This is a genomic window from Thalassococcus lentus (assembly GCF_028023555.1).
Taxonomy (GTDB): domain Bacteria; phylum Pseudomonadota; class Alphaproteobacteria; order Rhodobacterales; family Rhodobacteraceae; genus Thalassococcus_A; species Thalassococcus_A lentus.
On sequence record NZ_JAQIOY010000002.1, the window covers coordinates 557,049 to 575,636 of the forward strand.

Genomic DNA, 18,588 nt, shown 5'->3' on the forward strand with positions numbered 1-18,588 from the left:
ATCCCAATTCAACGATTAAGACCCGCACCGTTCGGGCAATCCGAGGCTTGCTATGAAATACACGCGCGCTGATTTTCCCGAGGGCTTTCTCTTCGGAACGGCCACCTCTTCTTATCAGATCGAAGGACATGGATTCGGCGGTGCCGGCCGCACCCATTGGGACGATTTCGCAGCCACACCCGGTAATGTGGTGCGGGCCGAACATGGCATGCGCGCCTGCGATCACTATCACCGCTATGAAGAAGACCTCGACCTGATCGCTGCCGCCGGGTTTGACTGCTATCGGTTTTCGACCTCTTGGGCCCGCGTTATGCCTGACGGCAAGACAGTGAATCCCGAAGGGCTCGATTTTTATGATCGCCTGACGGACGCCATGCTGGAGCGTGGAATCAAGCCCTGCGCGACGCTCTATCATTGGGAATTGCCCTCGCCGCTCGCCGATCTGGGGGGATGGCGCAATCGGGACATCGCCGGGTGGTTCGGCGATTTTACAACCGCCATCATGGAAAAGATCGGCGACCGAATGCATTCCGTCGCGCCCATCAACGAGCCGTGGTGCGTTGCGTTTCTGAGCCACTTCCTTGGCCATCATGCGCCCGGCCTTCGCGACATCCGGGCCACCGCGCGCGCAATGCATCACGTTCTGCTGGCGCATGGCACAGCCATCCAAGCCATGCGGTCACTGGGGCTAGGAAACCTTGGCGGTGTGTTCAACATGGAATGGGCGACGCCCGCAGACGACAGCGAAGCCGCAAAAGCCGCGGCGGCGCTCTATGACGGATACTACAATCACTGGTACATGAGCGGCGTGTTCAAAGGCGAATACCCCCAGATCGTTCTTGATGGCCTCGAAGAGCATCTACCGCAAGGGTGGCATGACGATTTCGGCGTGATCACGTCACCCGTGGATTGGTGTGGGATCAACTACTACACCCGCAAGGTCATCGCCCCGACAAGCGGGCCCTGGCCTGCTCATAAAGAGGTTGAAGGTCCCCTCGTAAAGACCTTTATGAATTGGGAAATTTTTCCTGAAGGTCTCTATAATTTCCTAACAAGAACCGCCCGTGACTACACCGGGGATTTGCCCTTGTTCGTCACAGAAAACGGCATGGCTGCGCCCGACAAAGTCGTCGATGGCTCGGTACCTGACCCAAACCGGACAGAGTACATCAACGCCCATCTTGAGGCCGTACAGCGCGCCATTCAGGACGGCGCCCCAGTGCAGGGATATTTCCTATGGTCCCTTCTCGACAATTACGAATGGGCGCTTGGATATGAAAAACGCTTTGGCCTCGTGCATGTTGATTTCGAAAGCCTTGAACGCACGCCCAAGGCGTCATACCACGCGCTTGCGAAAGCTCTGAAAGGGTAAACCACATGACAGCTGCAAACACTGGGTCGCTCGCCGTTGTCGCAGACGTCGGCGGAACAAACACACGTGTGGCCCTGAGTCACGGCAGCGCAGTTGATGCAAACAGCATCCAGCGCTTTCGCAACAGCGAACATGAATCGCTCGATGCCGTTTTGTCGGCATACCTCAGCCAAACAGGTGCAAAACCCGGCGCGGCCTGCGTGGCTATTGCCGGCCCGGTGCGGGACGGCGTCGGAAGTCTGACAAATCTCGACTGGAGCATTTCGCGCGACACCATCGCATCCGCAACCGGCGCAAGCACGGTCGCCGTTCTGAATGATCTTCAGGCCCAGGGTCACGCAGTGGACCACATCGCGGACGCCAATTTGCAAACGATCTTGCCGGGGCAACCCGCCGGGCAGCATGCCGCCCGCCTGATGATAGGCATCGGCACAGGTTTGAATTCCGCACCGGTATACCGTCTTGGCGGGCAAACTCTGGTCCCGCCCGCCGAGGCCGGCCACATTTCCATTCCCGCCCAAACCGAAACCGAATTGCGGTTGGTCAAAAGCCTGAGCGCACAGCACGGCATGCCAAGCATGGAAGAGGTTCTGTCTGGGCGCGGCTTTGCCAACCTGCACGCGTGGATTTGCCAAGAGGATGGCCACGGTGTGCCGCTCGAGGCCAATGATCTGATGACGGCCTACCAAAACGGTGACCCACAGGCAGACCGGGCGGTTACGATCTTCGTCACCATGCTGGGGCGCTATGCCAGCAACCTTGCTTTGATCAGCCTTCCCTTTGGCGGGATCTATCTGTGCGGCGGTGTTGCGCGCCATTTCGCGCCGCTGCTGTTGAAACACGGGTTCGCCGAGGCTTTTTCTGACAAGGGGCGCTTTTCCGATTTCGTTCAGCAGTTCCCTGTGCATATGATCAGCGATGACTACGCAGCCCTGACGGGATGCGCTGGTCACCTCAGCGAATTGACCGCGTAAAAGTCTTTCACTTTATCAACATTTTTCGAGCATGCGTGCTGATATTTATCCACAAAAATGGATAAATAGGACAAAATCGCATATTTCCTTGTGACCAAGCCCTGTGACCTCTATCCGAGAGAGGCACCGGCTCAGGATCCACACCCACATGCAGCACAACCCCATTCGCGCGATTGGCATCATGGTGCTGGGCATGGCTTTACTGGCAATGAGCGACGCTTTCATTAAGCAGTCCAGCCGCCATGCATCGCTTGGGCAGATCATGCTGATGATGAGCCTTGGCGGAACCTTTCTCTTTGTCGTCGTGACCCGCTTGCGCGGCATTTCACTTTGGACCTCTGACGCACGCCACCCGATGGTTTTGCTGCGCGGCACCTTTGAGATCGTGGGTGCGATTGGCATGATCACCAGCATTGCACATGTCCCATTGTCCGTCTTTGCTGCTATCATGCAGGCGGCACCGCTGGTCGTCACCTTGGGTGCCAGCCTGTTTCTGGGCGAACAGGTCGGCTGGCGTCGCTGGGCCGCCATCGCGGTGGGACTGATTGGCATGCTGATCGTGATCCGGCCGTTTGGATCAGGCTTTACCGGCTACGAATTGTTTGCCGTCCTTGGCGTGTCCGGACTGGCTGCGCGGGATTTGGTGACACGGCTCGCGCCGCCCCATGTCCCGGCGCTGTTCCTGTCGACCTGGGGCTTTGCATCGACGCTTATTCCCGGCGTCCTGCTGCTTGGGCTCTCCGGTGAGGCCATCAATTGGCAGCCATCCGCGCTCTGGCCCATTTTGGGCGCCATCATCGTTACAACAACCGGATATTTTGGCGTTACCGTCGCCATGCGCATGGCGCCCGCATCCATCGTCTCACCGTTTCGCTATAGCAGGCTCATCTTTACCACCGGGCTGGGAATAGCGTTTTTTGGCGACCGACCCGATTTCTGGACACTTGTTGGCGCCGCCCTTATTCTTGCCGCAGGCCTCTACAGTTTCCTGCGCGAAAGACGGCTTGCGCAGTCTTAGGCAATGTTAGCGCTATCATTAGCGGTTTACATCCCTTCCCTGCCTGCTATGAAGCGCGCAAAGTAATTCCGCAGCCACGAAGGGCAAATCCCATGAGCACCATCATTGATATTCACGCGCGCGAAATCCTCGACAGCCGGGGCAATCCCACAGTCGAAGTCGACGTGACCCTTGAAGACGGCACCATGGGCCGCGCCGCCGTGCCATCGGGCGCGTCCACAGGCGCCTACGAAGCGGTTGAACGCCGCGATGGTGACAAGAGCCGCTACATGGGCAAAGGCGTGCTGGAAGCGGTGGCCGCAGTCAACGGTGAGATTGCCGAAGCCGTTCTGGGGCTCGACGCAACCGATCAGGTCGGCATCGATATGGCCATGATCGAACTGGACGGGACCCCGAACAAGGCGCGCCTCGGCGCAAATGCAATCCTTGGCGTATCCATGGCCGTCGCAAAGGCCGCCGCAGATTACTGCGGTCAGCCCCTGTTCCGCTATGTGGGTGGCACATCAGCCCGCGTTTTGCCCGTTCCGATGATGAACATCATCAACGGCGGCGAACATGCGGACAACCCGATCGACATTCAGGAATTCATGATCATGCCTGTGGCGGCCAGCAATATCCGCGAAGCGGTGCGCATGGGCTCCGAAGTCTTCCACACGCTCAAAAAAGAGCTTTCGGCCGCCGGGATGTCCACCGGTCTTGGCGATGAAGGCGGTTTTGCGCCCGAGCTCGGAAGCACCCGCGAAGCCCTCGATTTCATCCTTAAGTCCATTGAAAAGGCTGGCTACAAACCCGGCGAAGAAATCTATCTCGCGCTGGATTGCGCCGCGACTGAATACTTCAAGGACGGAAAATACGAGATGACCGGCGAAGGCATCTCGCTCAGCCCCGCCGAGAATGTCGATTATCTGGCCGCGCTCTGCGCCGACTACCCGATCATCTCGATCGAGGATGGTTGTTCCGAAGATGACTGGGAAGGCTGGAAACTGCTCACTGACAAACTCGGTGAAACCGTACAGCTGGTTGGTGATGACCTGTTCGTAACCAATCCCGAACGTCTGGCCATGGGCATCGAAAGCGGTTGCGCCAATTCTATGCTGGTCAAAGTAAACCAGATCGGATCGCTGACCGAGACCCTCAAGGCTGTGGATATGGCGCACCGTGCGCGCATGACCAACGTGATGTCGCACCGCTCAGGAGAAACTGAAGACGCCACCATCGCCGATCTCGCCGTGGCCACCAATTGCGGGCAAATCAAGACCGGATCACTGGCTCGTTCGGACCGGTTGGCTAAATACAACCAGTTGATCCGTATCGAAGAAATGCTCGAGGAGACCGCCGAATATGCCGGGCGTTCGATCCTGAAAGGCTGAAAGCACAATCCGGGGGCTCTGCCCCCGCCGCGCCTGTCGGCGCGCCTCCCCCGGGATATTTTGGGCACAAAGAAACCAAGTATTAAGGTTAATGCTTCACCATAAGAGATGCGGAACAGGCGGGGACGCCGATGACCGCGCACGGAGAAGCCCAAGGCTTCCGGCCCGCGTTCGAGACATCGGCGCGGGCCTTGCTTGTTTCTTTGTGCCAAAAATATCCCGGGGGTGAGGCCGAAGGCCGAGGGGGCAGCGCCCCCTGTCAGACCCGGCTCAGGGCCAGAACTGCGTTCAGTCCGCCAAAGGCAAAAGCGTTGGACAAGACCACATCGACTTCGGCTTCACGCGCCACGTTGGGTACCACATCCAGCGCGCATTCCGGGTCCGGTTCTTCGTATCCGATTGTTGGAGCGATCACCCCGTCGCGCAACGCCATGATGCAGGCCAGCAATTCCACGGCGCCGGTTCCACCAATCAGATGCCCGTGCATGGATTTGGTCGAGGAAATCATCAGTGCGTCGGCGTGGTGACCAAACACATCCGCAACGGCTGCGCATTCGGTTTTGTCGTTGGCGGCCGTGCCTGTTCCGTGAGCATTGATATAACCCACGCGTTCCTTGGCAATTTTTCCGTCTTCCAGAGCGCCCTTGATGGCCCGCGCGGCACCTTGTTTGGATGGCATGACGATGTCAGCCGCATCCGAGGTCATGGCAAAACCAACCACTTCGCACAGTATTTCGGCGCCGCGGGTTTTTGCGTGTTCGTAGTCCTCGAAGACAAAGACTCCCGCTCCTTCGCCCTGCACCATACCGTTGCGCGTTGCAGAGAACGGACGGCAGGCGTCTTTGGACATGACCCGCAGCCCTTCCCATGCCTTGACCCCACCAAAGCAGAGCATGGATTCCGATCCGCCCGTGATCATGGCCGTACACATGCCATGGCGAACCATTTGAAACGCCTGCCCCATCGCATGGTTGGATGAAGCGCAGGCTGTTGCGACTGTAAACGAAGGGCCGCGCAGATTGAATTCCATGCTGACATGGCTGGCGGCTGCATTGTTCATAAGTTTGGGCACAACGAAGGGATGGACCCGGTTTTTGCCTTCTTCGTAGACGGCTCGGTAGTTGTCATCCTGCGTTGTCAAACCGCCACCGGAGGTGCCCAGCACGACCCCGGATCGATTTGCCAGATCCCCGGCAAACGTCAGCCCTGAGGCAGCCATGGCCTGCCGGGCTGCGATCAGGGTGAACTGCGTAAAGCGGTCATAGAGCGCCAGTTGCTGTCGATTGAAAGCAGCCTCAGGGTCATAGTCGTGAATCTGGCCGCCGATCTTGATCGCCAGTCTGTCCACGTCGCGAAAATCCAGCGGGCCGATACCGCAATGCCCTTCGCGCATGGCATGCAGCGTCGCTGGCACCGAAGCGCCCAGGGGGTTGATCGTCCCCGCCCCCGTGATGACAACGCGTCTCACGCCTTTTGCTCGTCAATCAGCTTTTGAACACCATCGATGATCTTGGCGACCGACGAGATGTCAAAATCCGATTCTCCGGGATTGTTCGCATTGAATGGAACGGAGATGTCGAAAGCTTCTTCGATCGCAAAGATCGACTCGACCAGCCCGAGGCTGTCGATTCCGAGATCTTCGGGTGTGCTGGTCAGGCTAATGTCAGAAGGTTCGAGCAAAGCCTGTTCCGCGACGATCTCGATTACCTTGTCCGATACGTTCATCTGTGGCCCGTAGGTTCCGTGTCCGTTGGCGCTGATTTAGTCATTCCCGTTCAACTTGGAAACCGCTTTCTTCAACGCCGCTACGTCGCGGAACAAACGGGGCAGCCGTCGCAGACCTTTGTAGCTCTCGACGTGGTTGTCCATTTTTATGGCAGGATAACCCAGCATCACCCGCCCTGCGGGCACATTGGACAGCACCACCGAAGCGCCACCCAGGATGGCACGATCCCCAACCACGAGGTTGTCAGAGACCCCCGATTGACCGCCGAGAACCACATTGTTTCCGATCCGCGTGGACCCAGCAACACCCACCTGTGCGCAAATCAGGCAATCGTTGCCGATCACGACGTTATGACCAATCTGAACAAGGTTGTCGAACTTGCAGCCATGGCCCACCTGTGTGTCCCGCACGGTGCCGCGATCGATGCAGCTGCCCGCACCCAGCTCAACGTCGTCGCCGATCCGAACCCCGCCAAGCGAATGAATACGAGCCCAGGATTGCGCGGTTTCTTCATCCGTGCCTTCGTCACCCAGTGAAGCGCGGGCCTTTTCAACGGCAGACGGTTCAGGCGTGACAAAGGAAAAACCATCCGCGCCTACGACAGCGCCGGGCTGAGCAATGAAGCGTTGACCGATGCGCACCCCTGCGCCAATTTTCACGCCGGCATGCAGGATCGACTGCGCGCCAATCTGTGCGTTCCACCCGATATGCACCTGCGGTCCGATCACGCAGCCGTCTGCGATCACGGCATTCGGACCAATAAACGTCAAGGGACCGATGCTGACATCTGAGCCGATCCGTGCGGTCGGATCGATCACCGCCGATGGGTGGATCTCTTTTGCATAGCCCTGCCCCTGATCCATCATGGCCGAAAGACCAGCCATGGCATAGCGCGGGCGCGTTGCAAGAATCGCACCCTTCAGGCCATGAGCCTGCCAGTCGGCGCCCGTCCACATCATGGCAGCCTGCGCCGAGCCATCTTTCAGGCCTTGTGCAAACTCCGGCTTCATCGCCAGTGCCAGATCATGCGATCCGGCCTGCGCGGGCTCTGCCACTGCATCGATCAACAACGAACCATCGCCCTGAACTTCCAGCCCAAGGCTGGCCGCGATCTCAGACAGCGTGTGTGGCATGTTTCCTCCCGCGATTGCGCTGCATCTTGTTACGGCGAACCGCGCAGCTGCGCAACGCCACCTGCCCTATGGGCGTTTCTTATCCAGTAAAGAGGGAAGAAAGTGGCGCGGTTGACGGGGCTCGAACCCGCGACCCCCGGCGTGACAGGCCGGTACTCTAACCAACTGAGCTACAACCGCGCTTTAGCGTCGGCCTCATGGGATCAGGGGCAGTGGTGGCGCGGTTGACGGGGCTCGAACCCGCGACCCCCGGCGTGACAGGCCGGTACTCTAACCAACTGAGCTACAACCGCTCACTGCCGCCCAAACCATTTGGCTTGGCGTGGGGCGTGTTTATGATCCACCCCCGGCCCCGTCAAGCGAATTTCCCGCCCATATCGGGCGATTTTTTCACCCGGCCGGGAAAAAGCGTGGCCCCTGCGCCACGACGCTTTACCGCTTGAGCCAAAGACCTGTGAAAGACCTTGCGAAATAGGCCTCTCACCGGGCTTGTTTACGTGTCTGCCGACGCTGCTTGTACTTTTACCCTGGGGAATTTTTACAATGACCACCTTTTCACGCCGGACATTTCTGTCCGCCGGCACCGCTGCCGTTGCCCTGTCCCGTCCGGATCAGGTGCTGGCCGCCCCTGTCATTGCCTTGCCCAAGGATGTTGCCCAACGCGATGCGGCGACCGTCATGGCGGTTCGGACGACCACACCCGTGGTCGCGATGACCTTTGATGATGGCCCACATCCCAAACTGACGCCCCTGTTGCTGGACATGCTCAAGCAACGAAAGCTGCGCGCCACCTTCTACCTGATTGGCAATCGGGTGGTCACATGGCCGGACATCGTGCGCCGCATCGCCGATGAAGGCCATGAAATCGGCAACCACAGCTGGTCTCATCCCAATCTGGCCAAACGCTCCACGACCTCGGTGCTCAATGAGATCGACAGAACATCGGACGCCATTTTCAAGATTACCGGCCGCCCGCCGGTCACATTCCGTCCGCCCTACGGATCCTTCACCCGTCGTCAGCGCCTGATGCTCTACGAAGAGCGGAACCTGCCAACGATCCTTTGGTCAGTGGATCCGCAGGATTGGCGGCGTCCGGGTGCCTCGGTGGTGGCCAGCCGAATTCTCAAGGGCTCCCGGCCCGGCGCAATCATCCTGAGCCACGATATTCAAAGCGGAACCGTCAAAGCCATGCCGCGCACCTTGGACGGATTGTCTGACCGCGGGATGAAATTTGGCACCGTCAGTCAGATGATGGGCTGGCCGCTTTGGCAAAAGCGCAATTTCCGTCGGGTGAACAGCAAAGGCTGATCCGAAGCGACAGATCACGCCTCTGGTAGCGGTATAAACTCCTGATCATCGCCCGCAGGCAGACGGAACCGGCCGTCTGCCCAATCCTCACGGCGCCACGCTTCTTTTGCCTCTTCGATACGTTCTTTCGAAGAGGCGACAAAATTCCACCAGATATGGCGCGGTCCTTCCAGCGTCGCGCCGCCAAGCATCATGAGCCGCGCCCCGGTTTCACCGGCCCGGACAGACATGCGATCACCGGGGCGAAACACCATCATCTGACCGGCCTCGTAGGTCTGACCTGCGACCACGATGCTGCCTTCAACAACATAGAGTCCGCGATCTTCATGATCATCCGGCAAAGGCAGAACCGCGCCTGCTTGCAGAACGGCATCCGCATAGAACATCTCAGACGCTGTCTTGACCGGAGCCGTTTCTCCATAGGCACTGCCCAGGATCAACCGCACCTCTTTGCCGTCCGCATTCAAGACTGGCAGCGCGTCCTTGCCCACGTGTTCAAAGGCGGGCGCCCGGTCTTCGTGATCCTTTGGAAGCGCGACCCAGGTCTGGATGCCAAAGAACGGCATCGGTTCAGACTGGGTTTCATCGTCCGTGCGTTCGGAATGCGTGATGCCATTGCCTGCGACCATCCAGTTCACAGCCCCTGGCTCGATCCAACGATCAGTTCCAAGGCTGTCCCGGTGATGCATACGTCCGCGATACAGATAGCTGACAGTCGCAAGCCCGATATGTGGATGAGGCCGCACATCCAGGCCCTTGGTTGGCAGGAATTCCGCTGGTCCCATCTGATCGAAAAAGATGAATGGTCCCACCATCTGGCGTTTGGGCGCAGGCAGTGCGCGCCGCACTTCGAAGCCGCCCAGATCACGGGCCCGCGGAATGATAACGGTGTCGATCGCGTCAACATCGTCGCCGGTCGGGCAATGCGGGTCGAGCGCAGGATTCCAGCTCATGTCAGGCTCCTTGAGGCAGTTGATGCCACCAAGATGCCCAATATGAAGCACCACCACAATTACGCACATCGATAACCAAAATGTGCAAAAATGCACATAGTTTGACGGTTAGGCTTTGGCCTTTTGCAAATGCACGTAGGTTTCGTTGAACCGGCGCGACAGATGCTCACCTGCACGGATCACATCACCCGAGCCCATTGGCGCGACATTCGCCTCATAGTTCGGGTTAAAGAAAAGTGGCACAGACAGACGTTCTTCGGTGGTGCCGCGCACCCGATGCGGAGTGGCCTTGACCCGGCCTTCCGTCCACATCTCGAGCATCTCACCAAAATTGATTATGAACTCACCGGGCCCCGCAACAACCGGTATCCAGCCGCCGCCCCGTTTGCGCACCTCAAGCCCTGGCACCCCGTCGCTGCCAAGCAAGGTCAGGCAGCCGTAGTCGGTATGCGTAGCAATCCCGAAATCCTTGTCCCCGGCCCATTCCGGACGCGGGGGATAATAGTTGCCCCGCAGCAAAGCCATCGGGCGATCAAATTTGTCGTCGAAATAGTGGCGGTCTTCGCCAATCGCCTCGGCGATACCGCGCAGCAGGATCATCGAAACCCCAAGGGCATCGCGGTAGTAGGCCTTGATCACCGTGCGGAAGCCGTCGGGTTGCTCCGGCCACAGATTGGGCGCGTAGATCGGCAGGCCTGTCTCGGGCGCCTCAAAGCCGCAATCGAAGTACTGCTTGTAGTCCGGGTTGGCATCAGGATCGACCTGCTCGGACCCGGCCGCCCCCCAACCGCGGCTTGCGTCCGTTCCTGCCATATCGACCCGACGTTTCACCCGGTCCGGCAATGCAAAAAAGGCCCGATAGGCGGCCAGAACAAACCGCATGCGCGCCGCACCAATCGCTGTATTGTGCACGGTCAGGAACCCGACGCCTTCGGCGCCTTCGCGCAGCGCTTCCAGTGTTTCGGGATCGCGCGCAGCGATCTTTTCGGCGTCCAGCCTCGGGATCATGACAAGCCTCCTTCTGGGGCAACAGAAACTGGGCGCGGGCATGCCACGTCTGCTTTGGGGCTGCAACCGCTCTTGACGCCGCGCCCCCAGCCGCGATGATGGCGCAAACATATCAAGCAGGAGATCCCATGCGACGCAAACTGGCCGCAGGCAATTGGAAAATGAATGGCACGACCGCTGATCTGGCTGAGTTGTCAGCGATGGCGGATGCCGCTGTTCGCGGCGATGCCGAGGTGCTGATTTGCCCGCCAGCCACCCTGATCAGCGCAGCCAAGTCCGCGGCCACCGAGATTGCCATCGGCGGTCAGGATTGCCACGCGCAAAGCGCCGGGGCGCATACCGGTGATCTGGCTGCCGGAATGCTGTCAGATGCGGGTGCAAGCCATGTCATTCTGGGCCATTCAGAGCGCCGGGCCGACCATGACGAACATGACGACGACGTGCGCGCCAAATGCCGCGCCGCCTGGGATGCCGGGCTGGTTGCCGTGGTTTGTGTCGGCGAAACACTGGCCGAACGCGAGGCACAGAACACACTGGACATTATCGGTGGCCAGATGGCCGGATCGATTCCGGACGGCGCGACCGGGCACAACACTGTCATCGCCTATGAACCTGTCTGGGCAATCGGAACTGGCAAGGTGCCGACAACAGACCAGATCGGCGATGTGCATGACTTCATCCGGGCGCGGCTCGAACGCCGCTTCGGAGCCGGTGTCGGGCGCTCGGTGCGCTTGCTCTATGGCGGCTCGGTCAAAGCAGGCAATGCAGCGGACATCTTCGCTGTCTCCAATGTGGACGGCGCATTGGTTGGCGGCGCATCGCTCAAGGCTGCGGATTTTGTCCCGATCATCGAGGCTCTGAACGCCAGTTCGACCTAAAGACGACGGCCCTTAACAGGGCTGCGCTTCTTCTTTTTAAAAATACGCAATCGGTCAATGGCCAAGAAAAACGGCGCCCCGTCTCTGGGGCGCCGTCTTTTTGCGTTTGCCGCCGCGCCTGACGGCGCTGTGCGGGCGCGTGCCTACTTGATAATGATCTCAGGCCCCATGAAGTAGTTCGGCAGGAAGGTCGAAATCGCCGGTATGTAGGTCACCATGATCAGGAAGACGAACAGAACCGCAAGGAAAGGCAGTGCTGCCCGAACAACCCGCATCATCGGCATTCCGGCCACACCCGAGGTGACAAAGAGGTTCAGGCCAACCGGCGGTGTAATCATGCCGATTTCCATGTTCACCACCATGATGATGCCGAGGTGGATCGGGTCGATCCCCAGTTCGATCGCAATCGGGAACACCAGCGGCGCCACGATGACCAGCAGTCCCGAAGGCTCCATGAACTGACCACCAATCAGCAAGATCACGTTCACGATCACAAGGAACATCACCGGCCCAAATCCAGCGTCCAGCATGGCGCCGGCGATCTGTTGCGGGATTTGCTCGTCCGTCAGCACATGTTTCAGGATCAGCGCGTTTGCGATGATGAACATCAGCGTGACCGTCAGTTTACCGGCTTCAAACAAGGTGTCCTTGGTATCCTTGTGAAAGAACGCGGTCACGATGGCATGCGGCTTGCGCCACAGCGGCAGGTTTGGCGCACCGTCCTTGCCTGCCAGCGGGCCCATGTCCCGATAGACAAAGCTGGCAATAAAGAAGGCGTAAACCGCTGCAACGGCAGCCGCTTCTGTTGGCGTAAAGACACCGCCATAGATGCCACCCAGAATGATCACGATCAGGAACAGGCCCCAGGCCGCTTCCATGCCCGATTGCCAGATTTCGCCCCAGCCCTTCCATTCGCCCTTGGGCAGGTTGCGCATGCGGGCGATGACATAGATCGTCACCATCAACATACCGCCCGCCAGCAGGCCCGGAATGACCCCGGCCAGGAACATGCGACCGACAGAGACTTCAACCGCTGAGGCGTAAACAACCATCACGATCGAAGGTGGGATCAGGATTCCAAGCGTACCGGCATTTGCGATCACGCCTGCGGCAAAATCCTTGGAATAGCCGACCTGCCGCATACCGGCGATCACGATAGAGCCAATGGCAACAACCGTCGCAGGCGAGGAACCGGACAAGGCGGCGAACAGCATACAGGCAAAGACACCCGCAATGGCCAGACCGCCGTGGAAATGCCCCACAACCGCAATCGAAAAGCGGATGATCCGCTTGGCCACGCCGCCAGTGGACATGAAGCTCGACGCGAGGATGAAAAACGGGATCGCAAGCAAGGTATAGTGCCCCGCCATCGCCTGGAAAAAGCTCTGCGCAATCGAGGCCAGCGACGTGTCGCTGAGCACCAGCAGGAAGATCGTCGAGGAAAACCCAAGCGCGACCGCGATCGGCACACCGATCAGCATCAGGCCGATCACCATGGAAAACAGAATTACGACATCCATGTTATCAGTCCTTGTTCATCTTGGCGGCGTCTTCGACCGCATCTTCGACTTCGTGTGAAACAATCAGGCTGTCTTCCTGCCCGGTCCAGATTCTCCATCCGGCCTGACAAAAGCGCAGCAGCAGCAGAGCGGCCCCGAACGGCAACATGGCATAGGGGATAAAGCGCGGAACCTTTTCATAGGCCTCGCCCTCGTTGATCCATGGCTCGATAAAGCGCAGCCATTCCGGCATGCGGATATCGTTCACTTCGTACCAAGACCGATAAGAGGTACGGCCCATGTCCTCGAACCCGGTGGGAAACCAGCGGCCCGTGGTCTGCGGCAAGTTGGCAAAGTTAGCCCAGTAGTCCCAAGCCCCTTTTGTCAGCAAAAAGGCATAGGCGATACAGACCGCTACCGCGACAAGTGCCAGCACGCGGCGCACGGTTTCCGGAACGATGTTGATAATCGCATCCACACCAAGGTTCGATGTCTTCTTGACTGCGTAGCTCATGCCGAACAACACCAGCCAGGCGAACAGAAAGACCGTGGCTTCAAGCCCCCAGATCACTGTATTCGGAAAATCGATACCGGTCATTTCCTCGAAGGCGCGCCACCACTTTGCGTTGAACACGTAGCGCACGATCACCGTGACCAATGTGATGATGGTCATTGCGCCCAAGATGATTGCGATGATTGTCTCTTCCAGCTCGTCGATGAACCGACCGAATGCTGACTTTGAGACGGAATTCGAAGACATGCTCCCCTCCCGCATAACTGCAAACGCACGCCCCCGGAGAGCGCCCGACCCTTGCTTGGCTTTTGGATAGTGTCCGGGTCTTCTCGGCTGCGACAGCCGAGACCGGGTCAAACCCCGGTCGAGAGGCCGGCTCGGTTACGAGCCGGCCCTTGCTTTTTACATAGACGCGTTGATTGCCTGCGCTGCGTCGATGTTTTCCTGACCCACGTCATCGCGGAACTGGTCCCAAACGGGCTTCATCACTTCGACCCATTCGTTACGCTGCTCGGCCGTCAGCGAGCGAACGACACCACCCGCGTCGATTACGGCCTGCTTGGCTTCTTCGTTCACCTTGGTGGACTCGCCATTCCGCATCTCGGTCACTTCGGCCAGGATCGCGCCCAGCTGATCGCGCACGTCTGCGTCCAGACCTTCCCACCAGTCGACATTGGTCACGACCAGATAGTCGATGATGCCGTGGTTGGTTTCGGTGATGCCGTCCTGAACTTCGAAGAACTTCTTGCCGAAGATGTTGGACCAGGTGTTTTCCTGACCGTCAACAACGCCGGTCTGCAGAGCGCCATACACTTCCGAGAAGGCCATTGGCTGCGGGCTGCCACCCAGAGCGGCCATCTGCGCCTTGAGCACTTCGGAGTTCTGAACGCGGAACTTCAGGCCGTTTGCGTCTGCCGGGCTTTCCAGCGGAACGTTTGCAGACATCTGCTTCATGCCATTGTGCCAGAACGCCAGGCCCAGCAGACCGCGACGCACCATGGATTCCTTCATCGCCTGACCTGTTTCAGAGGCCTGGAATGCATCAACAGCGTTGATGTCCTTGAACATGAACGGAAGGTCAAAGATGCGGAACTGCTTGGTGAACTGCTCGAACTTGGACAGCGAAGGTGCCGCCATCTGCACGTCGCCCTGCAGCATCGCTTCGAGCACCTGGTCATCGTTGTAGAGCGTGGAGTTCGGGAAAACTTCCATGCAGGCTTTGCCGTTCATTTCTTCGTTCACGCGCTCCATCAACAGCGTGGCCGCGATACCCTTGGGGTGGCGGTCAGTGTTGGTCACGTGGCTGAACTTGATAACGATCTCGCCGTCATCACATGCGGCGTCGGCGGCAGTTGCGCCGGTCATCAGGGCGGCAGCTGCAACTGCGCTCATCAGAATCTTTTTCATGGTTTCCTCCCAAGATTCGGTTTCAGGAACGGGCTGCACCGGGCAAACCCGCCTGCCCGATACAAAAGAGCCTGATTCGGTATGGATCAAGAAAATGGCGGTGTTCGAATGGAATCGATGAAATATTGCGCGTTTTCAGAATTTTAGCAGCATGACCGTAGATATATCTTGAGTTCGCCAGAACAAACTGTGCGGATTTCCGCACAACTGTTAGCGCCTATAGTGCGAATTTCCGCACAAAACCGCCTGGGCGATTCTCTGACAGATCGCGATCAGCGATAATCTTCCGGTTTAAGCCCGAACTTGGTCAGCTTGTCATAGAAGGTCTTGCGCGGCAGCTTCAGCGCCTCAGCGGCTGAGCGGGCGTTGCCCTCTGCGCGGCGCAACGCAGACTCGAGCAAAGACCGCTCCACCTGCGCCATGCGTTCAGCCAATCCCAACTCCGTGTCGCGCGGCCCACCCGCACCAACGCCCAGAACAAATCGCATGGCCTCGGACATCAGCGCACGGGCATTGCCCGGCCAATCACGCGAAACCAGCTCGGCCAGCATGTCCTCTTCAAGTTCCGGCGCTTCCAGCCCGGCCTGCTCAGCGGCCTGCGCGACGTAGTGGCGAAAGAGCACCGGAATGTCCTCAGGCCGTTCCGACAGCGTCGGGATACGCAGGCTCAGCGCGTCCAGCCGGTAATACAACTCAGCGGAAAACCCGCCTTGCTCGACAGCCTGAGACAAATCGCGGCTGCTGCCGGCAATCAGCCGCGGACCGCCACGTTCGAGGGCGTCGAGCAAGGCAACCTGCGTGTCGTCCGGCAATGCACCGATTTCGTCCAGAAAAAGAGTGCCTCCGGCGCAATCGGCCCAAAGCTTAGCAAGCGCTTCTCGGCTCAGACCTGCCGCTGCGCGCTTTTCAAACGGCGCAGACGGGGCGTTACCAGACAGGTGGATGACCTCGGCCACCTTCGGGATGCCCGCACCGGGCGCTCCGACAACCAGAACTTCGGCGCCAACACGGGCCGCGGCCCTCACCTGCCCGCGCAGCGCTTCGGCCTGCCGGGAGACGCCGAAAATCAACCGCGCCGCCGGATCCCCGGCCTCGAGTTGCGCCTTCAACGCGCGATTTTCCAGAACCAGAGCACGGGTCTTGAGCCCGCGCTCGATCACACGCAGCAACTCATCCCGGCCACAGGGCTTTTCGAGAAAATCAAACGCGCCTTGCGACATGGCCCGGACGGCCATGGGGATGTCCCCCTCACCGGTCAGCAAAATGACCGGCAGCGCATCGTCAATGTCCTGCACATAGGACAACAAATGGAACCCGTCCCGGCCGGGCATGCGGATGTCCGAAACGATCACCCCGTCGAAATCCGGTTTGATGCGGTCTTTTGCTTCGACAAAGGAGCCCGCCGTGACCGCGTCTAAATCCGCAAGCGCCAGCGTTTGCCCTAACGCTTCGCGCACGGCTGCATCATCGTCCACCAACAAAACCTGACCGTTCATCCCTGCGCCTCATTCCTGTGTTCAATACCGTCAAACAATGGCGCAACACGCCACGCCGCCGCGCCTGCGGGACGGCGGGCGGGGCGATGGGCGCTCGCCCGAGCGCCGAATGACGGACCGGCGCTCATGCCGCAGCCTCGGCGCGCCAGGCTTCCAGCATTACGGTGAAAATCGCGCCTCCATCGGGCGCATTGGCACCTCGGATCTGACCACCAAAACTCTGAACCAGACCATAGGAAATCGACAGTCCCAATCCCATACCCTCGCTTTCCCCAACTTCCTTGGTCGAATAAAACGGCTCGAATATCCTTTCAGGATCGGCAATGCCCGGGCCGGTGTCCCGTACCTCGACGCGGGGCGAAGCCCCGCCGGTCGCGATAATCTCGATGCGGCCCTGCCCGGCGCCGCCTTTCTGGCCCGACATTGCATCGGCGGCGTTGTTGATCAGGTTGACGAAAACCTGCGCGAGGCGCACTTCACCGCCCAGCACATGGATGGCCTGCCCCGGTCTTTGCCATTCAAGGGCAATGCCGTCTGCTGCCAGTCGCGCATGGGTCAGCTCTACCGCCTGATCCACCACATCCCCAAGGTTCACCTTGCCCATTGGCTCGCTTTCGTTGCGCGCAAAGGCTCTGAGGTTCTTGATGATCCGGGCCGCGCGGGCGGCCATCTGCGACACCCGTGTCAGGTTTTCTCCGGCCACCTCGGGCTGGCCCCGATCCAAAAAGGCCAGACCGTTGTCGGCAAATTGGCGGATCGCCATCAGCGGCTGATTCAGTTCGTGGCTGATCCCGGCGGACATCTGTCCAAGAGCCGACAGTTTCCCTGCCTGAACCAAATCCGACTGCGCCCGCTTCAACGCGGCCTCTGCCTCTTCGCGTTCGGTCACTTCGCGGCGCAGGGCAGTGTTGGCGTCTTCAAGATCCCGCGTTCTGTCTCGCACGCGGCTTTCCAGCACCACATTGGCGCTGGCCAGTGCCCGGCGACGTGCCATGACCACCAACAGCACCGAGCCAAAGAACATGCACAGCGCACCTACGGCCGCCGCCTGCAATCCCGCCAAGCGCAAGGCGGGTCCTACATCAACCAGCGACTCGCCCACCAGTCCGATCACCGGCAGTGGCTGCACCAGGCGCAAAGCGCGATCCGGGATATAGGGGCTTAGATCCTGCCGCCATATTTCGAGCCCGCCAGCCTTCACCGCATCAATGCTGGCCAAACCCGCAACGCCGCGATCCATGCCACCGGGAATTTGCTGCCAGCCCAGCATCTCGGATCGGTTGGTGATAAAGACCCGGCCATCTGGGTCATTGAAATAGACCGTCGGCCAGGCACCGCGCCAGTCCTGCTCAAGGTTTTCGATGTCGACGACGACAATCAGAACCCCCTGCACGCGGCCGCTGTGATCGAAGCTTGGCGCTGCAAAGGAATAAGCGCGCTGCCCGGTTGCAGCCGAACTGCCATGCGTCGCGCCCAGAGCGCCGTTCAGGGCACGGCGAAAGTAGGCGGCCTGTTGCAGATCGGCTCCGGCCTCGCCCCCGGCCGCGGCCAACACCCGGCCTGTTCGATCTGCATAGTGCACCATCAAGGCAGACGTCTTGTCGCGCACCTCCAGCAACAGCGCATCCGCCGCGACCCGATCGCCATCGGCATTGTGCAAGGCCGCAAGAACCGGGTGATCCGCCATCAGAACGGCGGTTTCACGATATCGGCTAAGCTGTGTCACCAAACGGTCTGATGCCAAGGCAAGGTCGGCCTTGCCCCGCGCGGCCACCTGCTCCAGCGCTTGTACGTACCCATACCGCCAGATACCGGCCGCCAGCGTGCTCGCCGCCAGCAAACCGACGAGAACCAACCCGAATGTAAAACCACTTGCCGTTTTCATAGGGTCCTCTTAGCAAGCTCACTCTTGCCAGCAAAGCATACAGCAGC

Annotated in this window: 16 protein-coding genes and 2 tRNA genes; 6 read left to right on the forward strand and 12 right to left on the reverse strand. The window is 59.5% G+C overall.

The window, feature by feature from the left end:
* Positions 1 to 52: 52 nt before the first annotated feature.
* From PFY00_RS07790 to eno, 4 genes are all read left to right on the forward strand, one after another.
* On the forward strand, positions 53 to 1,372 hold the full coding sequence (locus tag PFY00_RS07790) for a GH1 family beta-glucosidase (RefSeq protein ID WP_271431974.1): 1,320 nt from the start codon (positions 53 to 55) through the stop codon (positions 1,370 to 1,372).
* A 5-nt stretch (positions 1,373 to 1,377) separates the two neighbouring features.
* Positions 1,378 to 2,346, forward strand: coding sequence for a glucokinase (locus PFY00_RS07795; protein WP_271431975.1), 969 nt, complete (start codon positions 1,378 to 1,380; stop codon positions 2,344 to 2,346).
* 148 nt (positions 2,347 to 2,494) lie between these two features.
* Positions 2,495 to 3,364 carry a DMT family transporter gene (locus PFY00_RS07800; protein WP_271431976.1) on the forward strand — a complete coding sequence of 290 codons (870 nt, stop codon included), beginning with the start codon at positions 2,495 to 2,497 and terminating at the stop codon, positions 3,362 to 3,364.
* Between the two features lie 92 nt (positions 3,365 to 3,456).
* Positions 3,457 to 4,734, forward strand: coding sequence for a phosphopyruvate hydratase (eno, locus tag PFY00_RS07805; RefSeq protein WP_271431977.1), 1,278 nt, complete (start codon positions 3,457 to 3,459; stop codon positions 4,732 to 4,734).
* Positions 4,735 to 4,993: 259 nt separating this feature from the next.
* Here eno and PFY00_RS07810 read toward each other — a convergent pair whose 3' ends face one another.
* The 5 genes from PFY00_RS07810 to PFY00_RS07830 all read right to left on the reverse strand — a co-directional run bounded on the left by PFY00_RS07810 (position 4,994) and on the right by PFY00_RS07830 (position 7,886).
* The gene (locus PFY00_RS07810) at positions 4,994 to 6,202 is read right to left on the reverse strand and encodes a beta-ketoacyl-[acyl-carrier-protein] synthase family protein (RefSeq protein WP_271431978.1); all 1,209 of its coding nucleotides are present in this window, start codon (positions 6,200 to 6,202) and stop codon (positions 4,994 to 4,996) included.
* A complete protein-coding gene (locus PFY00_RS07815) occupies positions 6,199 to 6,459 on the reverse strand; it encodes an acyl carrier protein (protein ID WP_271431979.1) in 261 nt (86 codons plus the stop codon). Before PFY00_RS07815 ends, PFY00_RS07810 begins: the two co-directional genes overlap by 4 nt.
* 36 nt (positions 6,460 to 6,495) lie before the next feature.
* Positions 6,496 to 7,593: a UDP-3-O-(3-hydroxymyristoyl)glucosamine N-acyltransferase gene (locus PFY00_RS07820; protein ID WP_271431980.1), complete on the reverse strand. Its 1,098-nt coding sequence runs from the start codon at positions 7,591 to 7,593 to the stop codon at positions 6,496 to 6,498.
* A gap of 103 nt (positions 7,594 to 7,696) precedes the next feature.
* Positions 7,697 to 7,773 (reverse strand) — tRNA-Asp (locus tag PFY00_RS07825).
* A 36-nt stretch (positions 7,774 to 7,809) separates the two neighbouring features.
* A tRNA-Asp gene (locus PFY00_RS07830) sits at positions 7,810 to 7,886 on the reverse strand.
* A 250-nt stretch (positions 7,887 to 8,136) separates the two neighbouring features.
* Here PFY00_RS07830 and PFY00_RS07835 point away from each other — a divergent pair.
* Positions 8,137 to 8,901 (forward strand): polysaccharide deacetylase family protein, encoded by a 765-nt coding sequence (locus PFY00_RS07835; protein ID WP_271431981.1) that lies wholly within the window; start codon positions 8,137 to 8,139, stop codon positions 8,899 to 8,901.
* A gap of 14 nt (positions 8,902 to 8,915) precedes the next feature.
* Here PFY00_RS07835 and PFY00_RS07840 read toward each other — a convergent pair whose 3' ends face one another.
* The gene (locus tag PFY00_RS07840) at positions 8,916 to 9,854 is read right to left on the reverse strand and encodes a pirin family protein (protein ID WP_271431982.1); all 939 of its coding nucleotides are present in this window, start codon (positions 9,852 to 9,854) and stop codon (positions 8,916 to 8,918) included.
* 108 nt (positions 9,855 to 9,962) lie between these two features.
* A complete protein-coding gene (locus tag PFY00_RS07845; RefSeq protein WP_271431983.1) occupies positions 9,963 to 10,862 on the reverse strand; it encodes an isopenicillin N synthase family dioxygenase in 900 nt (299 codons plus the stop codon).
* A 128-nt stretch (positions 10,863 to 10,990) separates the two neighbouring features.
* Here PFY00_RS07845 and tpiA point away from each other — a divergent pair, with 128 nt between their 5' ends.
* Positions 10,991 to 11,740 (forward strand): triose-phosphate isomerase, encoded by a 750-nt coding sequence (tpiA, locus tag PFY00_RS07850; protein ID WP_271431984.1) that lies wholly within the window; start codon positions 10,991 to 10,993, stop codon positions 11,738 to 11,740.
* Between the two features lie 143 nt (positions 11,741 to 11,883).
* Here the strand turns inward: tpiA and PFY00_RS07855 are convergent, their stop codons facing one another.
* From PFY00_RS07855 to PFY00_RS07875, 5 genes are all read right to left on the reverse strand, one after another.
* Complete coding sequence (locus PFY00_RS07855; RefSeq protein WP_271431985.1) at positions 11,884 to 13,260, reverse strand: TRAP transporter large permease; 1,377 nt, start codon at positions 13,258 to 13,260, stop codon at positions 11,884 to 11,886.
* Between the two features lie 4 nt (positions 13,261 to 13,264).
* Positions 13,265 to 13,999 carry a TRAP transporter small permease gene (locus tag PFY00_RS07860; RefSeq protein WP_271431986.1) on the reverse strand — a complete coding sequence of 245 codons (735 nt, stop codon included), beginning with the start codon at positions 13,997 to 13,999 and terminating at the stop codon, positions 13,265 to 13,267.
* Between the two features lie 156 nt (positions 14,000 to 14,155).
* Entirely contained in the window at positions 14,156 to 15,160 is a 1,005-nt protein-coding gene (locus PFY00_RS07865) for a DctP family TRAP transporter solute-binding subunit (protein WP_408648448.1), read from the reverse strand.
* A gap of 272 nt (positions 15,161 to 15,432) precedes the next feature.
* Positions 15,433 to 16,656 (reverse strand): sigma-54-dependent transcriptional regulator, encoded by a 1,224-nt coding sequence (locus tag PFY00_RS07870; RefSeq protein ID WP_271431987.1) that lies wholly within the window; start codon positions 16,654 to 16,656, stop codon positions 15,433 to 15,435.
* A gap of 124 nt (positions 16,657 to 16,780) precedes the next feature.
* Complete coding sequence (locus PFY00_RS07875; protein WP_271431988.1) at positions 16,781 to 18,541, reverse strand: sensor histidine kinase; 1,761 nt, start codon at positions 18,539 to 18,541, stop codon at positions 16,781 to 16,783.
* Positions 18,542 to 18,588: the final 47 nt, after the last annotated feature.